The sequence below is a fragment of the Candidatus Amarolinea dominans genome (assembly GCA_016719785.1).
GTDB lineage: Bacteria > Chloroflexota > Anaerolineae > SSC4 > Amarolineaceae > Amarolinea > Amarolinea dominans.
The window spans coordinates 49,254-67,888 of the sequence record JADJYJ010000019.1 but is presented as its reverse complement, the minus strand read 5'-3'; the positions used below and the strand labels follow the sequence as shown (position 1 = coordinate 67,888).

Annotated in this window: 14 protein-coding genes and 2 pseudogenes; 9 read left to right on the top strand and 7 right to left on the bottom strand. The window is 61.5% G+C overall.

Annotated elements, in window-relative coordinates; genetic code table 11:
- Positions 1–8: 8 nt before the first annotated feature.
- The 3 genes from IPM84_18935 to IPM84_18925 are packed head-to-tail and all read right to left on the bottom strand — an operon-like array spanning position 9 to position 2,234.
- On the bottom strand, positions 9–728 hold the full coding sequence (locus tag IPM84_18935; GenBank protein ID MBK9094802.1) for a serine/threonine-protein phosphatase: 720 nt from the start codon (positions 726–728) through the stop codon (positions 9–11).
- A 22-nt stretch (positions 729–750) separates the two neighbouring features.
- Positions 751–1,425 carry a hypothetical protein gene (locus tag IPM84_18930; protein ID MBK9094801.1) on the bottom strand — a complete coding sequence of 225 codons (675 nt, stop codon included), beginning with the start codon at positions 1,423–1,425 and terminating at the stop codon, positions 751–753.
- The gene (locus tag IPM84_18925; protein ID MBK9094800.1) at positions 1,362–2,234 is read right to left on the bottom strand and encodes a hypothetical protein; all 873 of its coding nucleotides are present in this window, start codon (positions 2,232–2,234) and stop codon (positions 1,362–1,364) included. Before IPM84_18925 ends, IPM84_18930 begins: the two co-directional genes overlap by 64 nt.
- Before the next feature lie 489 nt (positions 2,235–2,723).
- On the opposite strand from IPM84_18925, the pseudogene IPM84_18920 reads away from it, so the two are divergent.
- The 9 genes and pseudogenes from IPM84_18920 to IPM84_18880 all read left to right on the top strand — a co-directional run bounded on the left by IPM84_18920 (position 2,724) and on the right by IPM84_18880 (position 13,853).
- Positions 2,724–3,362, top strand: a pseudogene (locus IPM84_18920) (DUF11 domain-containing protein).
- Between the two features lie 474 nt (positions 3,363–3,836).
- Positions 3,837–6,209: pseudogene (locus tag IPM84_18915) on the top strand (RHS repeat protein).
- 1,276 nt (positions 6,210–7,485) lie between these two features.
- On the top strand, positions 7,486–9,282 hold the full coding sequence (locus tag IPM84_18910; GenBank protein MBK9094799.1) for an RHS repeat-associated core domain-containing protein: 1,797 nt from the start codon (positions 7,486–7,488) through the stop codon (positions 9,280–9,282).
- A gap of 155 nt (positions 9,283–9,437) precedes the next feature.
- A complete protein-coding gene (locus IPM84_18905) occupies positions 9,438–9,581 on the top strand; it encodes a hypothetical protein (GenBank protein MBK9094798.1) in 144 nt (47 codons plus the stop codon).
- 96 nt (positions 9,582–9,677) lie between these two features.
- Entirely contained in the window at positions 9,678–10,880 is a 1,203-nt protein-coding gene (locus tag IPM84_18900) for an RHS repeat-associated core domain-containing protein (GenBank protein ID MBK9094797.1), read from the top strand.
- 82 nt (positions 10,881–10,962) lie between these two features.
- Positions 10,963–11,697, top strand: a complete 735-nt coding sequence (locus tag IPM84_18895) for a hypothetical protein (protein MBK9094796.1) — start codon at positions 10,963–10,965, stop codon at positions 11,695–11,697.
- A gap of 47 nt (positions 11,698–11,744) precedes the next feature.
- Positions 11,745–12,491, top strand: a complete 747-nt coding sequence (locus IPM84_18890) for an RHS repeat-associated core domain-containing protein (GenBank protein ID MBK9094795.1) — start codon at positions 11,745–11,747, stop codon at positions 12,489–12,491.
- 88 nt (positions 12,492–12,579) lie between these two features.
- A complete protein-coding gene (locus IPM84_18885) occupies positions 12,580–13,203 on the top strand; it encodes a hypothetical protein (protein ID MBK9094794.1) in 624 nt (207 codons plus the stop codon).
- A gap of 509 nt (positions 13,204–13,712) precedes the next feature.
- The gene (locus IPM84_18880; GenBank protein ID MBK9094793.1) at positions 13,713–13,853 is read left to right on the top strand and encodes a hypothetical protein; all 141 of its coding nucleotides are present in this window, start codon (positions 13,713–13,715) and stop codon (positions 13,851–13,853) included.
- A gap of 381 nt (positions 13,854–14,234) precedes the next feature.
- Here the strand turns inward: IPM84_18880 and IPM84_18875 are convergent, their stop codons facing one another.
- The 4 genes from IPM84_18875 to sucD all read right to left on the bottom strand — a co-directional run bounded on the left by IPM84_18875 (position 14,235) and on the right by sucD (position 18,610).
- Positions 14,235–15,482, bottom strand: a complete 1,248-nt coding sequence (locus tag IPM84_18875) for an MFS transporter (protein ID MBK9094792.1) — start codon at positions 15,480–15,482, stop codon at positions 14,235–14,237.
- Positions 15,483–15,622: 140 nt separating this feature from the next.
- Positions 15,623–15,955, bottom strand: a complete 333-nt coding sequence (locus IPM84_18870; GenBank protein MBK9094791.1) for a BrnT family toxin — start codon at positions 15,953–15,955, stop codon at positions 15,623–15,625.
- Between the two features lie 138 nt (positions 15,956–16,093).
- A complete protein-coding gene (locus tag IPM84_18865; protein ID MBK9094790.1) occupies positions 16,094–17,584 on the bottom strand; it encodes an HD domain-containing protein in 1,491 nt (496 codons plus the stop codon).
- A gap of 153 nt (positions 17,585–17,737) precedes the next feature.
- Positions 17,738–18,610 carry a succinate--CoA ligase subunit alpha gene (sucD, locus tag IPM84_18860; protein MBK9094789.1) on the bottom strand — a complete coding sequence of 291 codons (873 nt, stop codon included), beginning with the start codon at positions 18,608–18,610 and terminating at the stop codon, positions 17,738–17,740.
- Positions 18,611–18,635 lie beyond the last annotated feature (25 nt).

Genomic DNA, 18,635 nt, shown 5'->3' with positions numbered 1-18,635 from the left:
TCACCTCATCAGCCTTGCGGCAAGGGAAAACTAACGAACAGACGGCGGGCGTCATCAGCGCGGGTGTAGGGCACAATCTGAATCACCAGGACGCTCATGTCGTCGTCCGGGCGCCCCTGATCCAGGCGGATGCTTTCAGTCAGAATGGCATCCGCCAGGCCCTGGGCCGTGGTCGGCGATGGCGCGTCCTGCAAGTGCAAGCGCAGCACGCCCAGCAAATCGAGTGGCTGTCCATGCCGGTGGCCCGCGGACCAGATGCCATCGGTGAAAACCACCAGGGTCAGGCCTGGCTCGACAGGCAGCTCGGCAATCACCGGCTTGGTGTTGGGATAGATGCCAATCACCTGGCTGGGCTGATCGAGCAGGGTGATTTCCGCGCCGCGCACCACCAGGGCCGGGCACTGACTGTTGCGCGAAACCACGATCGTATTCGTCGCCAGGTCAATCGAGACGATGTGCAACTCGGCAGACACCTGGCCGCGACGATGGGTGCGCAAATAGTCGTGCGCGGCACGGGCGGCCACGCCATCGCGCGCGCCTTCGGCCAACAGGGCAATGGTCTTGCGCACCACCAGGTTGCTGATGATCTTGGCGCTGCGCCCGCTGCGCTGCCCGTCGGCCAGGACCAGGGATACCCCGCCGTGCGGTCGCTCGGTCATCTCCAGGGTGTCGCCGCTCTCACGGCTGGCGTACTTTCCGGTTTTGGCGGCGGCAATCTGTAGTTCCATGGCCGTTGGCTCCTGGCAGGCTCTAGGGTACGACCACGGTCAACTGGACGCTGGCGCGCACCGCGCCATTGTGACGCGACACCGCCTCCAGGGTGACGACGGTGGAGGCGCCGCTGGCAGTGCCGCCGGGCGCCTGCATGCGCACCAGCACAGTCTGCGCGCCGCCAGCCGCCAGGGTGATTTCGGTGGCATTGTCGGTGAAACAGCGATCGCCCTCGCCGCCAGACAGGCACAAGAGCAGGCGCCAACCGTCGGGCAGGCTGGCGCTCAGGCTGATGGCGACCTGGTCGGTCGTGTTGCCCGTGTTTTCGACGCCCAGTGCTGCCACCTGGTGTTCGACTCCATCGGCCACCAGCGTCACCTGGCTGTTGCCGCCGTTGATGCGCAGGCCGTACTGAGGCGTCACCGTCGGGGTCGCGGTGGGCAGATTGGTGGGCGTCGGCGTGGGTGTGTAGAACGGGGTCGCGGTGGCGGTGGGCGTGACCGACGGCGTGGGCGTGCCGCGTACCTGCACATTGGCCACCCAGATTTGGTCGGTCAGGTCATGCAAAACCACACGCAGGAAATAATCGGTGTCCTGCACGGGACACACCTGACGTGACCCCACGCCGGTGACGCCTGTTTCTGTGCCGTCTACGTCCAGGTAAACCGCCTCGATGCCGGCCGTGTTCCAGCGCAGGGTGGAGCATTGCCCCAACAAAATCGTGCGCGGCCCGAGAAGTTGATGATGGGCACGAGCGGCTCGGTGGGCGCCAGGGTGGGGGTGGGCGGGAGCAAGCCGGTTGGGGTGGCCGTGGCGCCCAGGTCAGGCAGCGGCGTGGGCGTGGGGGTTTCTGTTTCCAGCGTGCCCGGGAGAACCGTGCCATCGGCGGGAGTTGACCGGCGGGTGGGCGTGGGGCGCGGCGTCAAGCCAAAGGGCGGCGGCTGTAGGGTGCCGGCTTCGACGGTCAGGCGAGCGACCGCGGTCACCGTGGCAAAGGCGGCCGCAACGTTCGGGTCAACGGTGGGCGGCGCCGGGGTGGGGGTGAAGGTGGCGGGGCGAATCGTGACCGGGCCGGCGACAACCGGCGTGGGCTGATCCGTGCGCAGGCGATTGCTCCAGGAGCGCCAGGCCAGGAAGCCACCGACGACCAGCAGGCACCCGACCAGGGCCAGGAACGCGCCGCCCGCGCCGAGCAGGTATGGCATCCAGCCGCCCGCGCGCTGGCGCACGGGCGTTGAGTCTGTGTCCAGCGATGGCAATAGAGAGGCCGGTTCATCCCACGAGGGTGGGAGTGGTGCTGCCGCGCGTGGATACGGTGCGACCGCGGCCGGCCGGCCACGCGTCGCGGCGACATGACGCGGGCAGGTGGCAAACTGTCCGCCCAGGCAAAAAAACTGCTGCTGCGCCAGGGGCACCGATTCGCTGCGCCCGGTGGCGTAACAGCGGTTCTCGAAGTTAGGGTAATTGAGATAAACGCCTTGCTCGCTGAGCGATCCCAGCAGGGGGCAAGCCTGGCCATCCATAGATGAAGTCCTGATAGGTGTTAGTCCTGGTGGGTCAACGCGCGCCCTGTACGGTGGAGCGTGGTTGACTCACGGCGCAAATCATGGCATCTCGAGGCGGCAAGCTGCCAACTTTGGGATCGAACAAAACTCCGCTCCGCAAACACGGGCGCATTATAGCACCGCAGGCCCGGCGACTGCAAGTCGCTGCAACGACTGCGAAGCCCACCTGCGTGGGCTGTGGCCCAGGGCTAAAAAGAAACGGCAGATCAGGGGCAGACCCGGCGACTGCAAGTCGCTGCAACGACTGCGAAACCCACCTGCGTGGGCTGGGGCCCAGGACTGAAATGCCCCAAGCCCAAATTTTGCCTCTTGACAGAGCGCCGCGGTCGTGCTATGCTGTGACCAGCCACAAGCCTGCCCCCCGCCTTCCGAGTCGTCTTCCGCCGCCGGAAGCCCCTGGCGAGAGTTCTCTCTCCCGCCCGCGACCTCCTTACAGCAGTCAGGAAAATGTCCCTGACCCCATCCGTTTCGATTGCTGCACGAAAGGAGTCTGTGGTTATGTTACGCCGCTCTTCTATTTTCTCTTTTCTATCTTCTACTTTCTCTTTTCTATCTTCTACTTTCTCTTTTCTATCTTCTACTTTCTCTCCTCTCTCCTCCCGACATTCTGCTCTCGGCCGGCTCGCGCCGCGCCTGTCGTCGTTGGTTCATCTGCTGGTGGTGTGCAGTCTGCTCTTTTCCACGGCGGCTGCTGCCCCCCCCCAGATAAATGCCGCTGCTAAACTCATGTCCCCTGATCCCAATTTCGATCTCATTTCCGATCCCGATGCGACGCCCGCGCCTGCGCCGGTGCAGTTGACGCTGGCCGCGACGCCGCCGCAGGTGGAGCCGGCGGGCGTTGTCACTTACACGGTCGTCATCACCAACACCCTGGCCGATCGCGACCTGAGCGGGCTGGTGGTGAGCGATACGTTGCCGCTGGAACTGACCTACTGGCCGGCCGGGGAGGGGGAATTCAGCTACCTGGAGGCCGAACGCCGGCTGGAATGGGTCATCGGTCAACTGGCTGCGGGCGCCACGCTGACCGGCACGTTCCAGGCGCAGGCGCTGGGCGCGGTCAACGGGCAGGTCATCACGAACACCGCGGCCATCGTGAGCGAGGAGGTGGGCGCGGCGGTGCAGGCCAGTGCGGCGATCACGATCACCGCGGCGCCCTGCCTGGGTGAGGACTGTGCGCCGACGCCCACGGCCGAACCGCCGACCGCCACGCCGACGGCCACCTGGACGCCGACGCCGTCCTGCCAGGACGATGAGGAGTGTACGCCAACGCCAACGGCGACGGCAGAGCTGCCAACGGCCACACCGACGGCGACGCCTACGGCTGAAACGCCGCCCTGCCAGGATGAGGAGTGTACGCCGACGCCGACGGCCACCTGGACGCCGACGCCAACGGCGACGCCTGGGCCGGATGATGTGTGGTTGACGCCGGGCGAGGGCGGGGTGCTGCTCAGTGCGGATGGACGCGTGCAGGTGGATGCGCGGCCGGGCGCGGTGAGCCAGCGAACGCTGCTGCGCTATCTGCCGCAGCCGCAGGTGGAGGAAACGCCGGCCTGGCTGGCGATGCATTTCGGCCTGGCGGCGCAGGATGAGCAGGGCGCGGCCGTGACAGCGTTCGAAAGCCTGGTGAGCCTGACCTACCGCTTCGCGCCGGGCGTGGCGCTGACAGAGACGATCCGCCTGTACCGGTGGGACGATGCGGCCGAGACGTGGCAGGCGCTCGACAGCGAGATGGACGTGGTCGGTCGGCAGTTGATGGCCCGGCTGGACGGTCCCGGTCTATTTGGCCTGGGCGCACCGGCATCGCTGCTCAGCTATGGTGCGCAGCATCTGCCGACGGTGCATGGGTTCGTGACCGACGAATGGAGCGGCAACAGCAGCCTGGGCTATCCGCTGGCGCTGCCGCCGGGGCCGGGCGGGCTGGGCTTGAATCTGAGCCTGGGCTATGCGAGCGAGGGGGTGAACAGCATCCGCCAGGGGCCCTCGACGTACACGGTGACGCTGCCTGGCCCCACGCCGACGGCGACGCAAGTCGTGAATGGGGATGCCGAAAGAGCCATAACGTTCACCCACCAGGCCAGTTTCGTGGGTTGGGGATGGTCGTTGAACGGCCTGGGACAGATCACTCGGGACCTAAAGAGCGATAAGCTCTATTTGGGTTATGCAGGCGGAGGCTTCGAGCTGAAGTATGATGCCACGAATGGCTGGCAAACGGAACCGCAGAGCTTCCTGCGCATCGAGCCGACTTCGACTACCAACCGTTGGCTGGTGTGGGCGCCAGATGGAACGCGTTATACGTTTGGCGCGGATAATTGGGGTAATGGCACAGCGTATATCCGCAATAGCGGCTCTTGCGATCAGCAAATGAGGGAAGCGCATCTCACCGAGGTGCGGGACACACATGGTAATCGTGTCATGGTCACATACGTGGCGGAAGAAGACACCGCGATGTGCGACGGCAGTTTGCAGAGCTACGTGCGTGCGATCCGGCCGACTCGAATCGAATATGTGGCCAGCGGCCAGAGTCTGGCCAGTGTGCGCATCGAGTTGGGGTATCAATCTCGTGATGATGTCCACATAGAGGGTTGGGATTCGCCTTATGTCGAAGTGTTTTTCAGTTCGTATCGTTTGGAGACCATCACAGTTCTGGTGCGCAGCAGCACGAGCGCCTTTGCTACGGTGCGCAGTTATGTGCTGGTGCAGGACTACGACTGGTTCGATCAAAACGACAATAAAGGGATCATGCGCTTGACGAGCATCACGGAGAAGGGCAAGAATGGTGGTGCGCTGCCGGCGTGGACGTTTGGCTATCGGGTTGGCGTGGCGGGGACGCAGGACACGTGGAAGAACCACACGCTGCTGGAGACGGTCAACAACGGGCAGGGCGGGAGCGTCACCTACAGCTACGCGAATGTGCCTTATATCTGGATGGAAGGATGCGGGAGGAATACCAACCGCTACCGGGTGAGCCAGATGGAGGTGAGCGACGGGATGGGCGGCGTGCAGCGCACGGTGTACGACCATCAGAACCCGTGGGCGTGGACAGGCCCGAATGGCAGCCCCCCTGGCACGGCGCCGGATTGTCCCGACTTCGAGTTTGGCGGCTACAACTTTGTGCGCAGCCAGGTGCAGGATGGAGCGGGGACGCTGTACCGGGTGATGGAGAACAGCTATCATCAGCGCAACGGCAATGCGCTCGATCCGCGCAAGGGCAAGCTGAGTCTGAGCATCAGCAAGAGCCAGGTGGGGAGCGGGGAGCTGGCGCGCAGCGCAACGACATGGGCCACGGCGGTGGTCAAGGGGGTGAACTGGGTTTACCAGACCGACACGACCAACACGCTGGGGACGAGCAGTCAGAAAACGACGTACGAGTACCTGACGACCAGCCAAAACAATGCGCAGTACGGCAACGTGACGGCGATGCGCACCTACAGCGACACGGTGGGAACACTGTACCGTTCGCAGGAAACGGTCTACTTCCCGGCCAACACGAGTGGCGGCGTGTACATCGTGAATCGGCCGGCGCAGGTGCTGTTGAAAAATGAAACGGGCGCGTGCAAAGGGGAGACGCGCTATTTCTATGACTACCAATCCGCGTACAGCAAGAAGCCGAGCAAGGGCGACGTGACGAAGGTGCGGGTGGGGCAGACGAGCTGCGGGGGCAGTTGGGCCGACACGAGTTATGTCTATGATACGTATGGCAACCAGACCAGCGTGAGCGATCCCCTGGGGCGCGCCACGCTGACGGCCTACGACACGATTACGCAAACCTGGCCGATGCTGTACGTGCTGCCGACCGGGGTGACGCAGCCGCTCGTAGGGACGACCAGTTACGCCTGGGACAAGGTGTTGGGACAGGTGACGAGCGTGACGGATGTGAACGAAGCGACGACCAGCTACAGCTACGATCAGTGGGGGCGGCAGACGGCGGTCATCAAGCCCGGCGATGATGCAACCAACCCGACGCTGCGTTTCGGTTACACCAACTATGTCGGGCCGCCGTCGCCGTCGCCGTACTGGGTGAAACAGGAGCAGAAGGAGAACGGGAGTTACTACCTGGAGAGTCGCACGTTCTACGACGGCATGGGGCGGGTGGTGCAGACACAGGCAGAGGCGGCGGACAGCGGTCAGAGCATCATCGCCAACACGCAATACCAGCCGTTGGGAGTGCTGCGGGCGAGCGTGCCCTACACCGTCACGGGCGGTCTGGGTGGGTATCGAACGCCGGACTGGAATCAGGCAAAAACGCAAACGACCTACGATGCGCTGGGCCGCGTGACGCAGGTGACGCAGCCGGACGGCACGACGGTCAAGAGCTTCTACCAGAATCGGCAGACCGCGGTGCTGGATGCGCTGAACCGGCAGACGATTTCGGAGACCGATGCGGTGGGACGGCTGTACAAGGTGAAGCAGTACCAGGCCACGGTCAATGGGCAACCCGACTGGGACGCGACGGTGTATGCGCGCTCCGTCTACACCTACACGGTGAGCGACCAGCTCGAGCAGATGAAAGGGCCGGATGAGGCATTGACCGCGATGACTTACGATCTGTTGGGGCGCAAGACGCGCATGACAGACCCGGACATGGGCATTTGGAGTTACACCTACGATGCGGTGGGGAACCTGCTGACGCAGACCGATGCGCGGGGCACGAAGCTGTGGTTTGGCTACGACAGCTTGAATCGGCTGACGCAGAAGCGACTGACGGACGCGCTCGGAACACCGCTGGCGAACTACACCTACGACGATACCAGCAATGATAACAAAGGCAAGGGTCGGCGCACCGGGATGAGCGACAGCTCCGGCATCACGAGCTGGGTCTACGATGCGCGTGGGCGGTTGGTGCAGGAGAGCAAGTACGTCAACGGCACAGGCGGCGGGACGTTCGTGACGCAGTGGGGGTATGACTCGGCGGATCGGATGACGCAGATGTTCTACCCTGGCGGCGAAGGGGTGAACTTCCTCTACAACGAGCAGGGGCTGCTGCGGCGCATGTACACGACCGGGCTTGACTATGTGCAGAGCACGGCGTATGATGGCGCCGGACGGGTGACGCAGCGGGTGCTGGGGAGTTCGACGGTGTTGCTGGCGGAGTACACCTATTTTCCCTGGACGATGGCAGGGGGGCCGTTTGCAGCGCATGACGCTGGGGACAACTGGCGCGACGACATCGCTGCAGGACTTGACCTACAGCTACGATGCGGTGGGGAATGTGAAGCAGCAGCTCAGCAGTGCATTGGGGAGCGGCGCCAGCCAGAAGCAGTGCTTCAGCTACGATGGGCTGAATCGGTTGACGGCGGGGTTCACCGGCGACACGAACTGTGCGGCCTATCTCGGCGTCGGCAATGGACCATTCGAAGAGCAGTACACCTACTTTGCCAATGGCAACCTGGATCACAAGAAGATCGTACAGCCCACCAATCAGGATAACGCTTATCTCTACGCTGCGCCGGTCAGCGGCTGCACGGCGGGGACGCTGGCGACGAAGCCGCATGCGGTGCGGCAGGCGGGCAGCAACGTCTACAGCTACGACTGCAACGGCAACATGACCGGGCGCACGGTGGGCGGCGTGACCTACACGCTGGTCTACGATGCGGAGAACCGGCTGCAGCAGGTGAAGCAGGGAAGCACGGTGTTGGCCAGCTATACCTATGATGCGGATGGCAACCGGGTGAAGGCCGACTTCGGCGGCAGCGTGACGGTCTATGTCGGCGCCTACTACGAGAAGACAACGAGCGGCAGCAGCACGACGATCACGAAGTATTACCAGGCCGGCGGTCAGCGCATTGCGCTGCGGGTCAACGGGGTGGTGCGCTGGCTGGCGACCGATCATCTCGGCAGCACGGCGCTGACAGCCAGTGAGACCGGCGGCCGGATGTCGGAGATTCGCTACAAGCCGTGGGGCGAGAGCCGCTACACCTTCGGCGCGACGCCGACGCAGCGCCGCTTCACCGGGCAGGTGCTGGATGAGGTGGCGGGCGGGTTGTATTTCTACAATGCGAGATACTACGACCCGGCGCTGGGGAGGTTCACTCAGGCCGATACGCTGGTTCCCCAGCCTCAAAATCCGCAAAGTCTGAACCGTTACAGCTATGCCCTGAATAATTCTGTCAGGTTTAGCGACCCCTCGGGCCATTATGAATGTGAGGGGGCTGTCAACTGCAACGGACCTGACCCTGTGCTGCCATCGGCGCCGCCGTCAACGCCACCGCTCTTATGCACCGCTTCTGTGGCCCCGCAATATCAGGGACCGGTTTACCGCGCCACTCCAGACTATGCACCAGATGATGGCTGGATTCTCAAATTTCGCATTCACGGCGATGCCGATCTGCGGCTGGAATATGTGCATGTTTCTTCTTATGCCACGCGAGGCACACTACCGGCAGCGGTAGCCGGTGAATACCGAACAGTCTACGTGTTCGATGATGGGGTAACTCGGGTTCAGTGCGCCCGGCGTGCGGGTTCTTGCCACTTCGCAGGCGTACCTGGTGGAGAAAGGCGGCGCAGATGCGCTCGGACAACTCTACCTCGGTCAGGATGCCGCTCTGGAATGGGAAAAGTGGATTCCGAGCGGCTACATCGGTGGCACATGGGTCAGCGGCGCGCGACAAGCGGCCGCCTGGGCCAATCAGTGGCCGATCAAGGTAGTGCCATGATGAGCCGAACCTGGAACTACCGATGGCGCCGTGGATTTGGCTTGGCTGGGTTGTTCTTCATGCTTCCAAATGGCAACTGGGTGTGTCGCCGCGAGGTCCGTTTGCGGGCACAACTCCCACAGAAACCCCTATCAATCGCATCGAGCGTGGCATGGTGGATGCGACCGATCTACCCTCTGGATGGAGTCTACGCTCCACTGGCGCGCCTCGGAATTCCAACGGCGCCATTCTCGCGCGGTATCGAGACTACCAGGGGCCGCAACGTAGTGCCATGCCATTCGTCAGGACGGGACAGCAAATGTATCTGTACTCTAACGAAATCGAGAGCCGAGAGGCATTTCAGAAACTGGTAACAGACAGTATTCCGTCCGAGTTTGCGGATAAGTGGCCGCGCCCTGTAGAGTTGGATTTCACGCTGCACGCTAGTGAGAGTAGAATCGGGTGTTCATCGGGACTCGTCAACAATATTCCTCATCGAGTGTGCCTGGTTATTGCGCGTTACGACGAGGTGGTAACCAGACTTGACGGTCTGGTCTTCGAGGATCGCTGGTTGACGATGGCGCAGTTCCGGCATCTGCTGGAGCGGGTGGACGCGAAGATGGAGGCGATACGGGAGCCGCAAGGAAACGCAACCCCAACGCCCGCACCGTAAAGTCAGTGCCATGACGCTGACGGCAACGCCACCCGGCGCCTCGATGGCAGTCAAGATGTCACGCTGACCTACGATGCAGAAAACCGGCTGACTGCGATGTCCGGCAGTGTCACGGCCAGCTATGTGTACGACGCGGACGGCAACCGGGTCAAGGAGACCATCGCCGGCGTCACGCGCGTCTTCGTCGGCAATTACTACGAACTGGACAACGGGACGGTCAAGAAGTATTATTACGCTGGTGCGACCCGTGTGGCCGAGAACAGCGGCGGTGTGCTCTACTACCTGCTGACGGATCATCTCGGCTCCACCGCGCTGACGCTGAACAGCAGCGGCACCCGTCAAACCGAGTTGCGCTACTATCCCTTTGGTGCGGCGCGTTACAACGCCGGCAACCAGGTGACGACCTACCGTTTCACCGGTCAGCGTTGGGATAGCGGCACGGCGTTGTATTTCTACCAGTCCCGCTGGTACGACCCGCTCATCGGGCGATTTCTGGCCGCGGATACGATCGTTCCTCAGCCGCAAAATCCGCAGAATCTGAACCGGTACAGCTACGTCGGGAATCAACCTCTCGGGTTCATCGATCCAAGCGGACACGCAGCCATATGTGGAACAAGTGCAGATGATGGTTGTGGCGGCATAGATGCGCTCCAAAGCATTGAAATGCAACTGCGGCAAGGAAGACTGGATCCAATCGGCGCCAAGCAAGCGTATTATCAGTATTACCTGGCGCACCCTGGCGAGAACGCAGGCGCCTATCAGCCACTCAACCCAACTGAAGAATTCAACGGCATCATCTCGACCGGGTATGCGCAAGCTCAAGCGGAATTGGGCGCAGCAAACCTTGGCGGGTTGGCGCTGGGCGCTGCCACCACCAATGGCGTAATCTTTGAGGCGATGTCCGGTTATGGGGGGAATGCGGCTCTTGGGATGATGGCAATGGTGGGGGGGATTGGGACAGGAGGATCAATATGTCTGAATTGTGGGACGGTTAAGCCAGACCTCGCCCGTAGCAGCGGTAAGCTACGAATTGATCCCGATGGCGCATCCGTGTATTGTACGAACTGCCTACAGAACGGCCAAACACAAGCGGGGCCCAATAAATACTGGGTCAAGTCCTTCGAGAGCTATGAGAGCGAGGCACTCCAGACTGATCTAGGTTTGCCCGAATACACGCCGCAACATGGCAGGCCTGGGCACTTCTCCGTGTTCCAGGGAGGACCGACCGATGAAAACTCATCGTTGTGGCAACGTCTGAATCAGTTCATTAGGACACCAAAGCCCATGCGCTGGCCTTAGATGCAGGTTGGCTGCTTGCCTCTGCAGCATCGCAGCATTATCGCCACATGATGTAATTCACTGAATCGATAGGGGGTAGATTATGGAACGCAACCGAGAACGAGACAATCGTGTCGCTCGGCAATTGCTGGGCTATGTTGTGAGTGATCTCCAGAGGGAGATTGTCCAGATTGAACATCGGTACTCACAGTTAAGTGATCGTAGTCAGTGGGATGCAATGGTTTGCATTGGGAATCGCGAGTTCCGGTGGAATGAAGTCAAATTCTTCCACATACTGTCAGATGTTTTGAACGAGCTTCCCGATGGTAGCTATCTCGTGATACCACACAACGTACTTGTATCCCATGATGGTATCCTGCAGATCGCCATGCTTGAGGAGCGATTGTATCCTTATTATGAGGATCGGACGCCGGGCGGAGAATCAGGGGGAACCGTCGTCTATCAACTCAAACTCTCATTGGACGATGCATACGTCGAAACTGCAGCATCGACTCAATTTGGATACGCAGTCACGGATTTGGGCGGTGCGATGGAGCAGTTAAGACGACAACTGCCTGAACGCACCCGACTGAGAATCTGCTATTTCTGCAAGTATTTCATCGAGTACAACGATTTCGGCGGCACTGATGATCGACATGACCAGCTCTACTGTTTTAGAGATGCTCCAGACGTACTTAAGCAACTGATGGCGGTGTATCCCGTGTTGAGAGAACATGAGTATCTGTTACTTCAAGGGATACGCGACATGGACGCTTTTCACAGTTGTCCTTTGTTTTCTTATCGCAACAGCGTACCCCACTGTGCCAATGAGGCCTGAGCCACTTCCGTGGCTGAATTTGGGATGTACAATCAAGGTAGGATAGGATGAATGCCACGGCGAGCACGACTAGCATAGGGAGCTATGTGTACGGTGCGTCGTCGCCGGGGAATTGTCGGGCGGGGACGCAGGCGACGAAGCCGCATGCGGTGCAGCAGGCGGGCAGCAGCAACGTCTACAGCTACAACTGCAACGGCAACATGACCGGGCGCACGGTGGGCGGCGTGGCCTACACCCTGGTCTACGATGCGGAGAACCGCTTGCAGCAGGTGAAGCAGGGAAGCACGGTGTTGGCCAGCTATACCTATGATGCGGATGGCAACCGGGTGAAGGCCGACTTCGGCGGCAGCGTGACGGTCTATGTCGGCGCCTACTACGAGAAGACGACATCCGGCAGCAGCACGACGATCACGAAGTATTACCAGGCGGGCGGTCAGCGCATCGCACTGCGGGTCAACGGGGTGGTGCGCTGGCTGACGACCGATCACCTGGGCAGCACGGCGCTGACAGTCAGTGAGACCGGCGGCCGGCTGTCGGAGATTCGCTACAAGCCGTGGGGCGAGAGCCGCTACACCTTCGGCGCGACGCCGACGCAGCGCCGCTTCACCGGCCAGGTGCTGGACGAGGTGGCGGGCGGGTTGTATTTCTACAACGCCAGATACTACGACCCGGCGCTGGGAAGGTTCACTCAGGCCGATACGCTGGTTCCCCAGCCTCAAAATCCGCAAAGTCTGAACCGTTACAGCTATGCCCTGAATAATTCTGTCAGGTTTAGCGACCCTCAGCCATTATGAATGTGAGGGGGCTGTCAACTGCACCTGGACCGACCCTGTGCTGCCATCGGCGCCGCCGTCAGCACCACCGCTCTTATGCACCGCTTCTGTGGCCCCGCAATATCAGGGACCGGTTTACCGCGCCACTCCAGACTATGCACCAGATGATGGCTGGATTCTCAAATTTCGCATTCACGGTGATGCCGATCTGCGGCTGGAATATGTGCATGTTTCTTCTTATGCCACGCGAGGCACACTACCGGCAGCGGTAGCCGGTGAATACCGAACAGTCTACGTGTTCGATGATGGGGTAACTCGGGTGTTCGATGAACCAGCTTTGAGCTTCACAGTGGGGGAGGGACTTTATGCTGGCAATGAATGGACTCCAACTGGAGGAAGGCAAACTACGGTGGGGATTGGATTTGGTGGCGCTGATCTTCAATTGCAGCAGAACCAGGTCATGATCGGACTCGTCAACCCGGCAGGGGTCGGCGGCGGCCGCATCGGGACACAGTTCAGTGCGCCTGGCGTACGGGTATTGGCGACCTCACAGGCGTACCTGGTAAAGAAGGGCGGCGCTCGATCCCTTGGGCAGTTTTACTTTGGCACAAACGTGTCTTTGGAATGGTCCATGTGGATTCCAGGCGGCTATGCGCCAAACGGTGGTTGGGTGAGCGGCGCGCAAAGAGCGGCTGCCTGGGCCAACCAGTGGCCGATCAAGGTGGTGCCATGATGAAACGAAGATGGTACTCCTGTTGGCAAGTATGGCTCGGATACTTTGGGCTGTTGGTGGGTATGCAAATCCTAACTGCGTGCTTGGGGCCATTGGGGTCGTCCATAGGCGCGACTTCCACGGAGACGCCTATCAATCGCATCGAGCGCGGACTTCTGGATGCGACTGATTTGCCGTTCGGGTGGCGGCGCGAGTCAACTGGAGTGCCGCAGGACTTGACAGGGAGTGTAATCGCCAGGTATAGAGACTATCGAGGACCTGAAAGCACACCCATCTTCGTCCGGATAGGGCAGTCGACAGCGCTCTATCAAAGCGAAGAGGATAGCAGACAGGCCTATGAAGTCCTGAAAGTTGAGATAATCCCGGCTGAATCTCGAGATGAGTGGCCGGAACCTGAAGAATTACGCAACGTTCTTCAGGCAGACGAAAGCATTATTGGTTGTTCAGAAGGGCGGATAGACAACATTCCTCATCGCCTGTGTGGTGTAGTAGCACGCTATGGATCCCTGGTGACAGTAGTTCGTACTCTGGTCTTCGAGGATCGCTGGTTGACGATGGCGCAGTTCCGGCATCTGCTGGAGCGGGTGGACGCGAAGATGGAGGCCATACGGGAGCCGCAAGGAGAGGCAACCCCAACGCCCGCACCGTAAAGTCAGTGGTACGACGCCAATGACAACGCCAGCCGACGCCTCGACGGCAGTCAAGATGCCACGCTGACCTATGACGCCGAGAACCGGCTGATTGCGATGTCCGGCAGCGCCACGGCAAGCTACGTCTATGATGCGGACGGCAACCGGGTCAAGGAGACCATCGGCCCGACTTTCGGCCACGAATTGCACGAATTGAAACGAAAAGGCCCTGGAATTCGTGAAAATTCGTGTAATTCGTGGCAGAGAAAGCTGGGCGGATCTTTGCCACGAATTGCACGAATCGAAACGAAGACAGAAGCTCGGTTCGTGAAAATTAGTGAAATTCGTGGCAGAGAAAGCTGGGCGGATCTTTGCCACGAAGAGACCCTGAAATTCGTGAAGTCAATGATTCTCGTCATCCACCGTTGCCGGCAGGCGCAGCAGCCAGAAGGCGCTCAGAATGCCGCCGCCGAGCGCGGCAAGCGCCAGGGTGGGGCGAATGCCCAGGGCGCCGCCCAGGAACCCGCCGACCAGCGCGCCCAATGGGCCGATGCCGCCCGCCGTGAGATTCATGCTGGCGCTCACGCGGCCCAGCAGGCGGTCGGGCGTGATGGCTTGGCGCAGACTGATCTCATGGATGCTGAAGATGGAGCGCAGCCCGTCACCCAGGAGCTGCGAGGTCATCAGCATGGCGATGGCTAGGCCGAGCGGTCCGCGAGCCAAAGGAACGAGGAGCGAGATGAGGCCGCCCAGGAGCGTTGCGCCGATGAGCGTGCGTCTCAGTCCAAACCGCTGCACCGCGGGCTGAGCCAGCAGCGCGCCCAGGAGATCGCCAACCCCGCCCATGGCGATGGTCAGACCCAACGCGGCCGCGCCAAAACCCAGTTCGCGGATGGCATACAGGGCGTAGAGAACGCCGATGAAGTTGCCGAAAAAGCTGCGCGTGCCGCTGCTCAAGGCCAGGGCGCGCAAGGCCGGTTCATGCCAGACCGCGGCCAGCCCTTCGATGATCTCATGGCCGATGGGCTGGCGTTCGGCCGGCGCCGCGGGCATGATCTCCGGCTGGCGAATGGCGGCCAGCGAAAAGGCAGATACGACAAAAGAAAGGCTGTCCACCAGGATGGCGACGGGCGCGGTCAGCGCCTGCACCAGGACGCCGGCCAGGCCCGGCCCCAGCACTTCGGCCAGCGAGCTGCTCAAGGCCAGTCGGCTGTTGCCTTCGATGAGGTGTTCACGCGTCACCAGCGTTGGCAAGTAGGCATGATAGGCGCTGTCGAAAAGCACGGTGCAAATGCTGCTGAACAGCACGACGGCGTAGAGCAGACTCATATCGAGGAAACCAAAGGCCGCGGCCAACGGTACGCTGAGCAGAATGAGGGCGCGGACCAGGTCGGTGACGATCATCAGGGGCCGCCGCCGCAGGCGATCCACCCAGGCGCCGGCAAACAGGCCAATGGTGAGCACAGGCAGTGCGGCCGATGCCGCCAGCGCGCCCATCTGCCCGGGCGAAGCGCCCAGAACGAGCACCGCGACCAGCGGCAGGCCATCGCGCGTGATGCGAGAGCAAAGCTCGGAGACGGTTTGACCGACCCACAGTTTGAGGAAATCGGGCTGACGCCACAGCCCGATATGGCGAGGCGACGGCGCCACGCTGGTTAGCCGACCAACTTCTGGTTGAATTCGCGTGGCATCATAGAGACAACATTCCCCCGATAGGTATTCCGGTGTAGTTCAAAGCACACGTAGTCGGTATCACGCGTGCAGAATGATAAGGTCGTACTGAAGTCGTGCTATTGAAGTGCCTGAAGCATTTCCTTATTGCTGCGCAGGATTCGGTTGACGACTGTCTGCACATCCACCTTTTTCTGCTGCGCATATTTCTGGACAAATTCGGCGATATCGTCATCCAAATAAACCGGGAGATTCAGATGAACGTTCGGACGATAAAACCTGCCGCGCACTCCGCCTGAGAAATCGTATTCCTCTTTCATATTCATCACCTCGTCTCCGATAGAGAGCATGAAAGGGTCAGCAAAAACCTGAGAGGCGCGCTCAAAGCTGACCTTGTGATCACGCAGGTTCTTTTTTGCTTTTGCCGTGTCCCATTCGAAATTGTATTGCACGGTTTCTCCGGCTCCGTCATTCGATGTGAGCAGCACAGCGTCCGTCTTGCGACATTCTTTCCCAGTGTGCGGAACCAATGTACACCAGGTATTGCGATTTGTCAACCGACGAAAACCGGCAAACCACCAACATCACGGTTAAGAACATACGGTGCGCACGAACTCCCACGCCGCGGCCGCGGTGTTGATGACGCCGGCCGCCTGTTCCTCTCGCAATTGCGCCAGCAGCGCGCCGACCTGGGGCCCGGGTGACAGTCCTAGTTCGGCCATGATCTCCCGGCCGTCGAGCAGCAGCGTCGGCTGCACCTGTTCGGCATGCTGCTCGAAGAAGGCGGTCAGGAGGGTCCCGACCAGGCGGCGGCGCGCCTGCCAGCGTTCGGGAATCAACTCAAGGCCCCAGGCGCCGAGGTGATCGGCCAGCGAAAAGAGCGCCGCTTCCACCCCCACCGGATGGGCGCCGGCAAAGAAGCGGTACACCTGGCGGCGGTCCGGCTGGCCGGCGATCAGACCGGCCAGCGCGCCGGCGCGGCGGTGCTCGGTGCAGGTGCGGGCAACCAGGCGCACCGCCTCTGCGCTGAAAGCCAGGCGCTGCAGCAGCGATGTGGCCAGGCGACCGCTCAGCGCCTCATGACCGTCGAAGGTGACGGCGCCGGCGGCGTCCACCTGGCGCGTGGCCGGCTTGCCGATGTCGTGCAGCAGGGCCGACCACACGAGCAGGCCGGCGCGGCTGTGCCCTTGATCCACGGTCTGCGCCAGGTAAGCGCCCAGGGCGCGATCGAAGGGGAACAGTAGTTCGGCAATCTGCGCTTCTGGCGATAAAGGCGAATCCGCCAACTCGGACCAGCGCAGGATGGTCTGCATCCAGCGCAGCACCTCCAGCGAGTGATCGAAAACATCCAGCCGGTGCGGTCCGGCCTGGGTCACGCCTTGCAGGGCCTTGATTTCGGGTAGCACGATTGCCAGCGCACCGATGTCGTCCAACTGACGCACCGCCAGATCAGCCCTTGAATACACGAAAGAGCGATTCAACTCATCACGAATGCGCTCAGCAGCCACCAGATCGAGGCCGTTCACGTGGCTGCGCGCCAGCGCCAGGCTGGCCGCATCCCAGGTCAGATCGAAAGCCAGCGCCTGGCGCACACCGCGCAGGATGCGCAAAGGATCATTCCGAAACGATAACCCACTGGCTACACGAAGAAGACGGTGCGACAAATCGTCGAGCCCGCCGGTGACGTCAATCACGCCGGCGTCGAGGTTCTGGATGTCGAGGGCCAGGGCGTTGAGGGTGAAATCGCGCAGGTGCAGGTCGGCTGCCAGGCTGGGGCCGCGCAAGAGCGCCACATCCACGAAGGTCTGACTGCCGTCCGGCTCCGTCAGCACGGCGCGGCCCACGTCGCGCGCGGCGTCGAGCGGGAAAAAGGCAGCGCCCAGCGCGTCTGCCAGGCGCTTGGCCAGGCGCAGGCCGCCGCTGGGCACTGCCAGATCAAGGTCGTGCGCAGGCCGGTGCAGGAGCAGGTCACGCACCGTGCCGCCGACCAGCCAGCCTTCAACATGCTGCGCTTGCAGCCAGGCGATGGCCTGCTGAGCCACAGGGCTGAAAGAGACGCTGAAATCAATAGTTCCCAACATGATTCGCCCCAAGAACTCAGACAAGCCGATTTAGACAGGATGAACAGGATGAACAGGATTCTTGCTCTGTGGTGTGCAAAACTACCGCCACGAGAGTTCGAATATCCTGTCAATCCTGTCAATCCTGTCTGAATTCCAGGCAGGCTAAGTGGATTAGCGACTGAGCTGTTCGGCCACCAACTCCGCGATCTTGACCGGCGTGGGTGCGACCTGCACACCGGCCTGGCGCAGCGCGGCCATTTTCTCCTGGGCCGTGCCGGTGCCGCCGGAGATGATCGCGCCCGCATGGCCCATGCGCTTGCCGGGCGGCGCCGTTTGCCCGGCAATGAAGCCCACCACCGGCTTGCTCATGCGCTGCGCGATGAACTCCGCGGCGCGTTCCTCGTCTGTGCCGCCAATTTCACCGATCATGACCACCATTTCAGTCTGATCGTCCTCTTCAAACATCTGCAGCACGTCAATGAACGTGGTGCCGATGATCGGGTCGCCGCCAATGCCCACGGCCGTAGACTGACCGATGCCCCGCTCGGTCAGCGCGTAGACCACTTCGTAGGTCAGTGTGCCACTGCGCGACACCAGACCGACCGGGCCAGGCGTGTGGATATGCCCAGGCATGATGCCCACCTTGGCCTCGCCCGGCGTAATCACACCCGGGCAGTTGGGGCCGATCAGGCGCACATCGGTTTGATCGAGGAAGGCCCGCACCTTGACCATGTCGAGCGTAGCCAGCCCCTCGGTGATGCAGACGATCAGGCTGATGCCGCTGTCTGCGGCTTCCAGGATGGCGTCGGGGGCAAAGCGCGCCGGCACGTAAATGATGGACGCGTTGGCGCCCGTGGCATTGACGGCCTCGCGCACCGTGTCGAAGACCGGCACGCCCAACACCCATTCGCCGCCCTTGCCCGGCGTGATGCCGCCAACCACCCTGGTGCCGTACTCCAGCATCTGTTTGGTGTGAAACATTCCTTCGCGACCGGTCACGCCCTGGACAATCAGGCGTGTCTCTTTATTGACCAAAATACTCATCGAACAGAGTCCTCCCTGACTCAAC

Coding starts and splice junctions, on each gene's coding strand:
- IPM84_18895 (MBK9094796.1), top strand. CDS start 10,963: ATGGAACGCAACCGAGAACGAGACAATCGTGTCGCTCGGCAATTGCTG.
- IPM84_18900 (MBK9094797.1), top strand. CDS start 9,678: ATGTCCGGCAGTGTCACGGCCAGCTATGTGTACGACGCGGACGGCAAC.
- sucD (MBK9094789.1), bottom strand. CDS start 18,610: ATGAGTATTTTGGTCAATAAAGAGACACGCCTGATTGTCCAGGGCGTG.
- IPM84_18935 (MBK9094802.1), bottom strand. CDS start 728: ATGGAACTACAGATTGCCGCCGCCAAAACCGGAAAGTACGCCAGCCGT.
- IPM84_18925 (MBK9094800.1), bottom strand. CDS start 2,234: ATGGATGGCCAGGCTTGCCCCCTGCTGGGATCGCTCAGCGAGCAAGGC.
- IPM84_18865 (MBK9094790.1), bottom strand. CDS start 17,584: ATGTTGGGAACTATTGATTTCAGCGTCTCTTTCAGCCCTGTGGCTCAG.
- IPM84_18890 (MBK9094795.1), top strand. CDS start 11,745: ATGAATGCCACGGCGAGCACGACTAGCATAGGGAGCTATGTGTACGGT.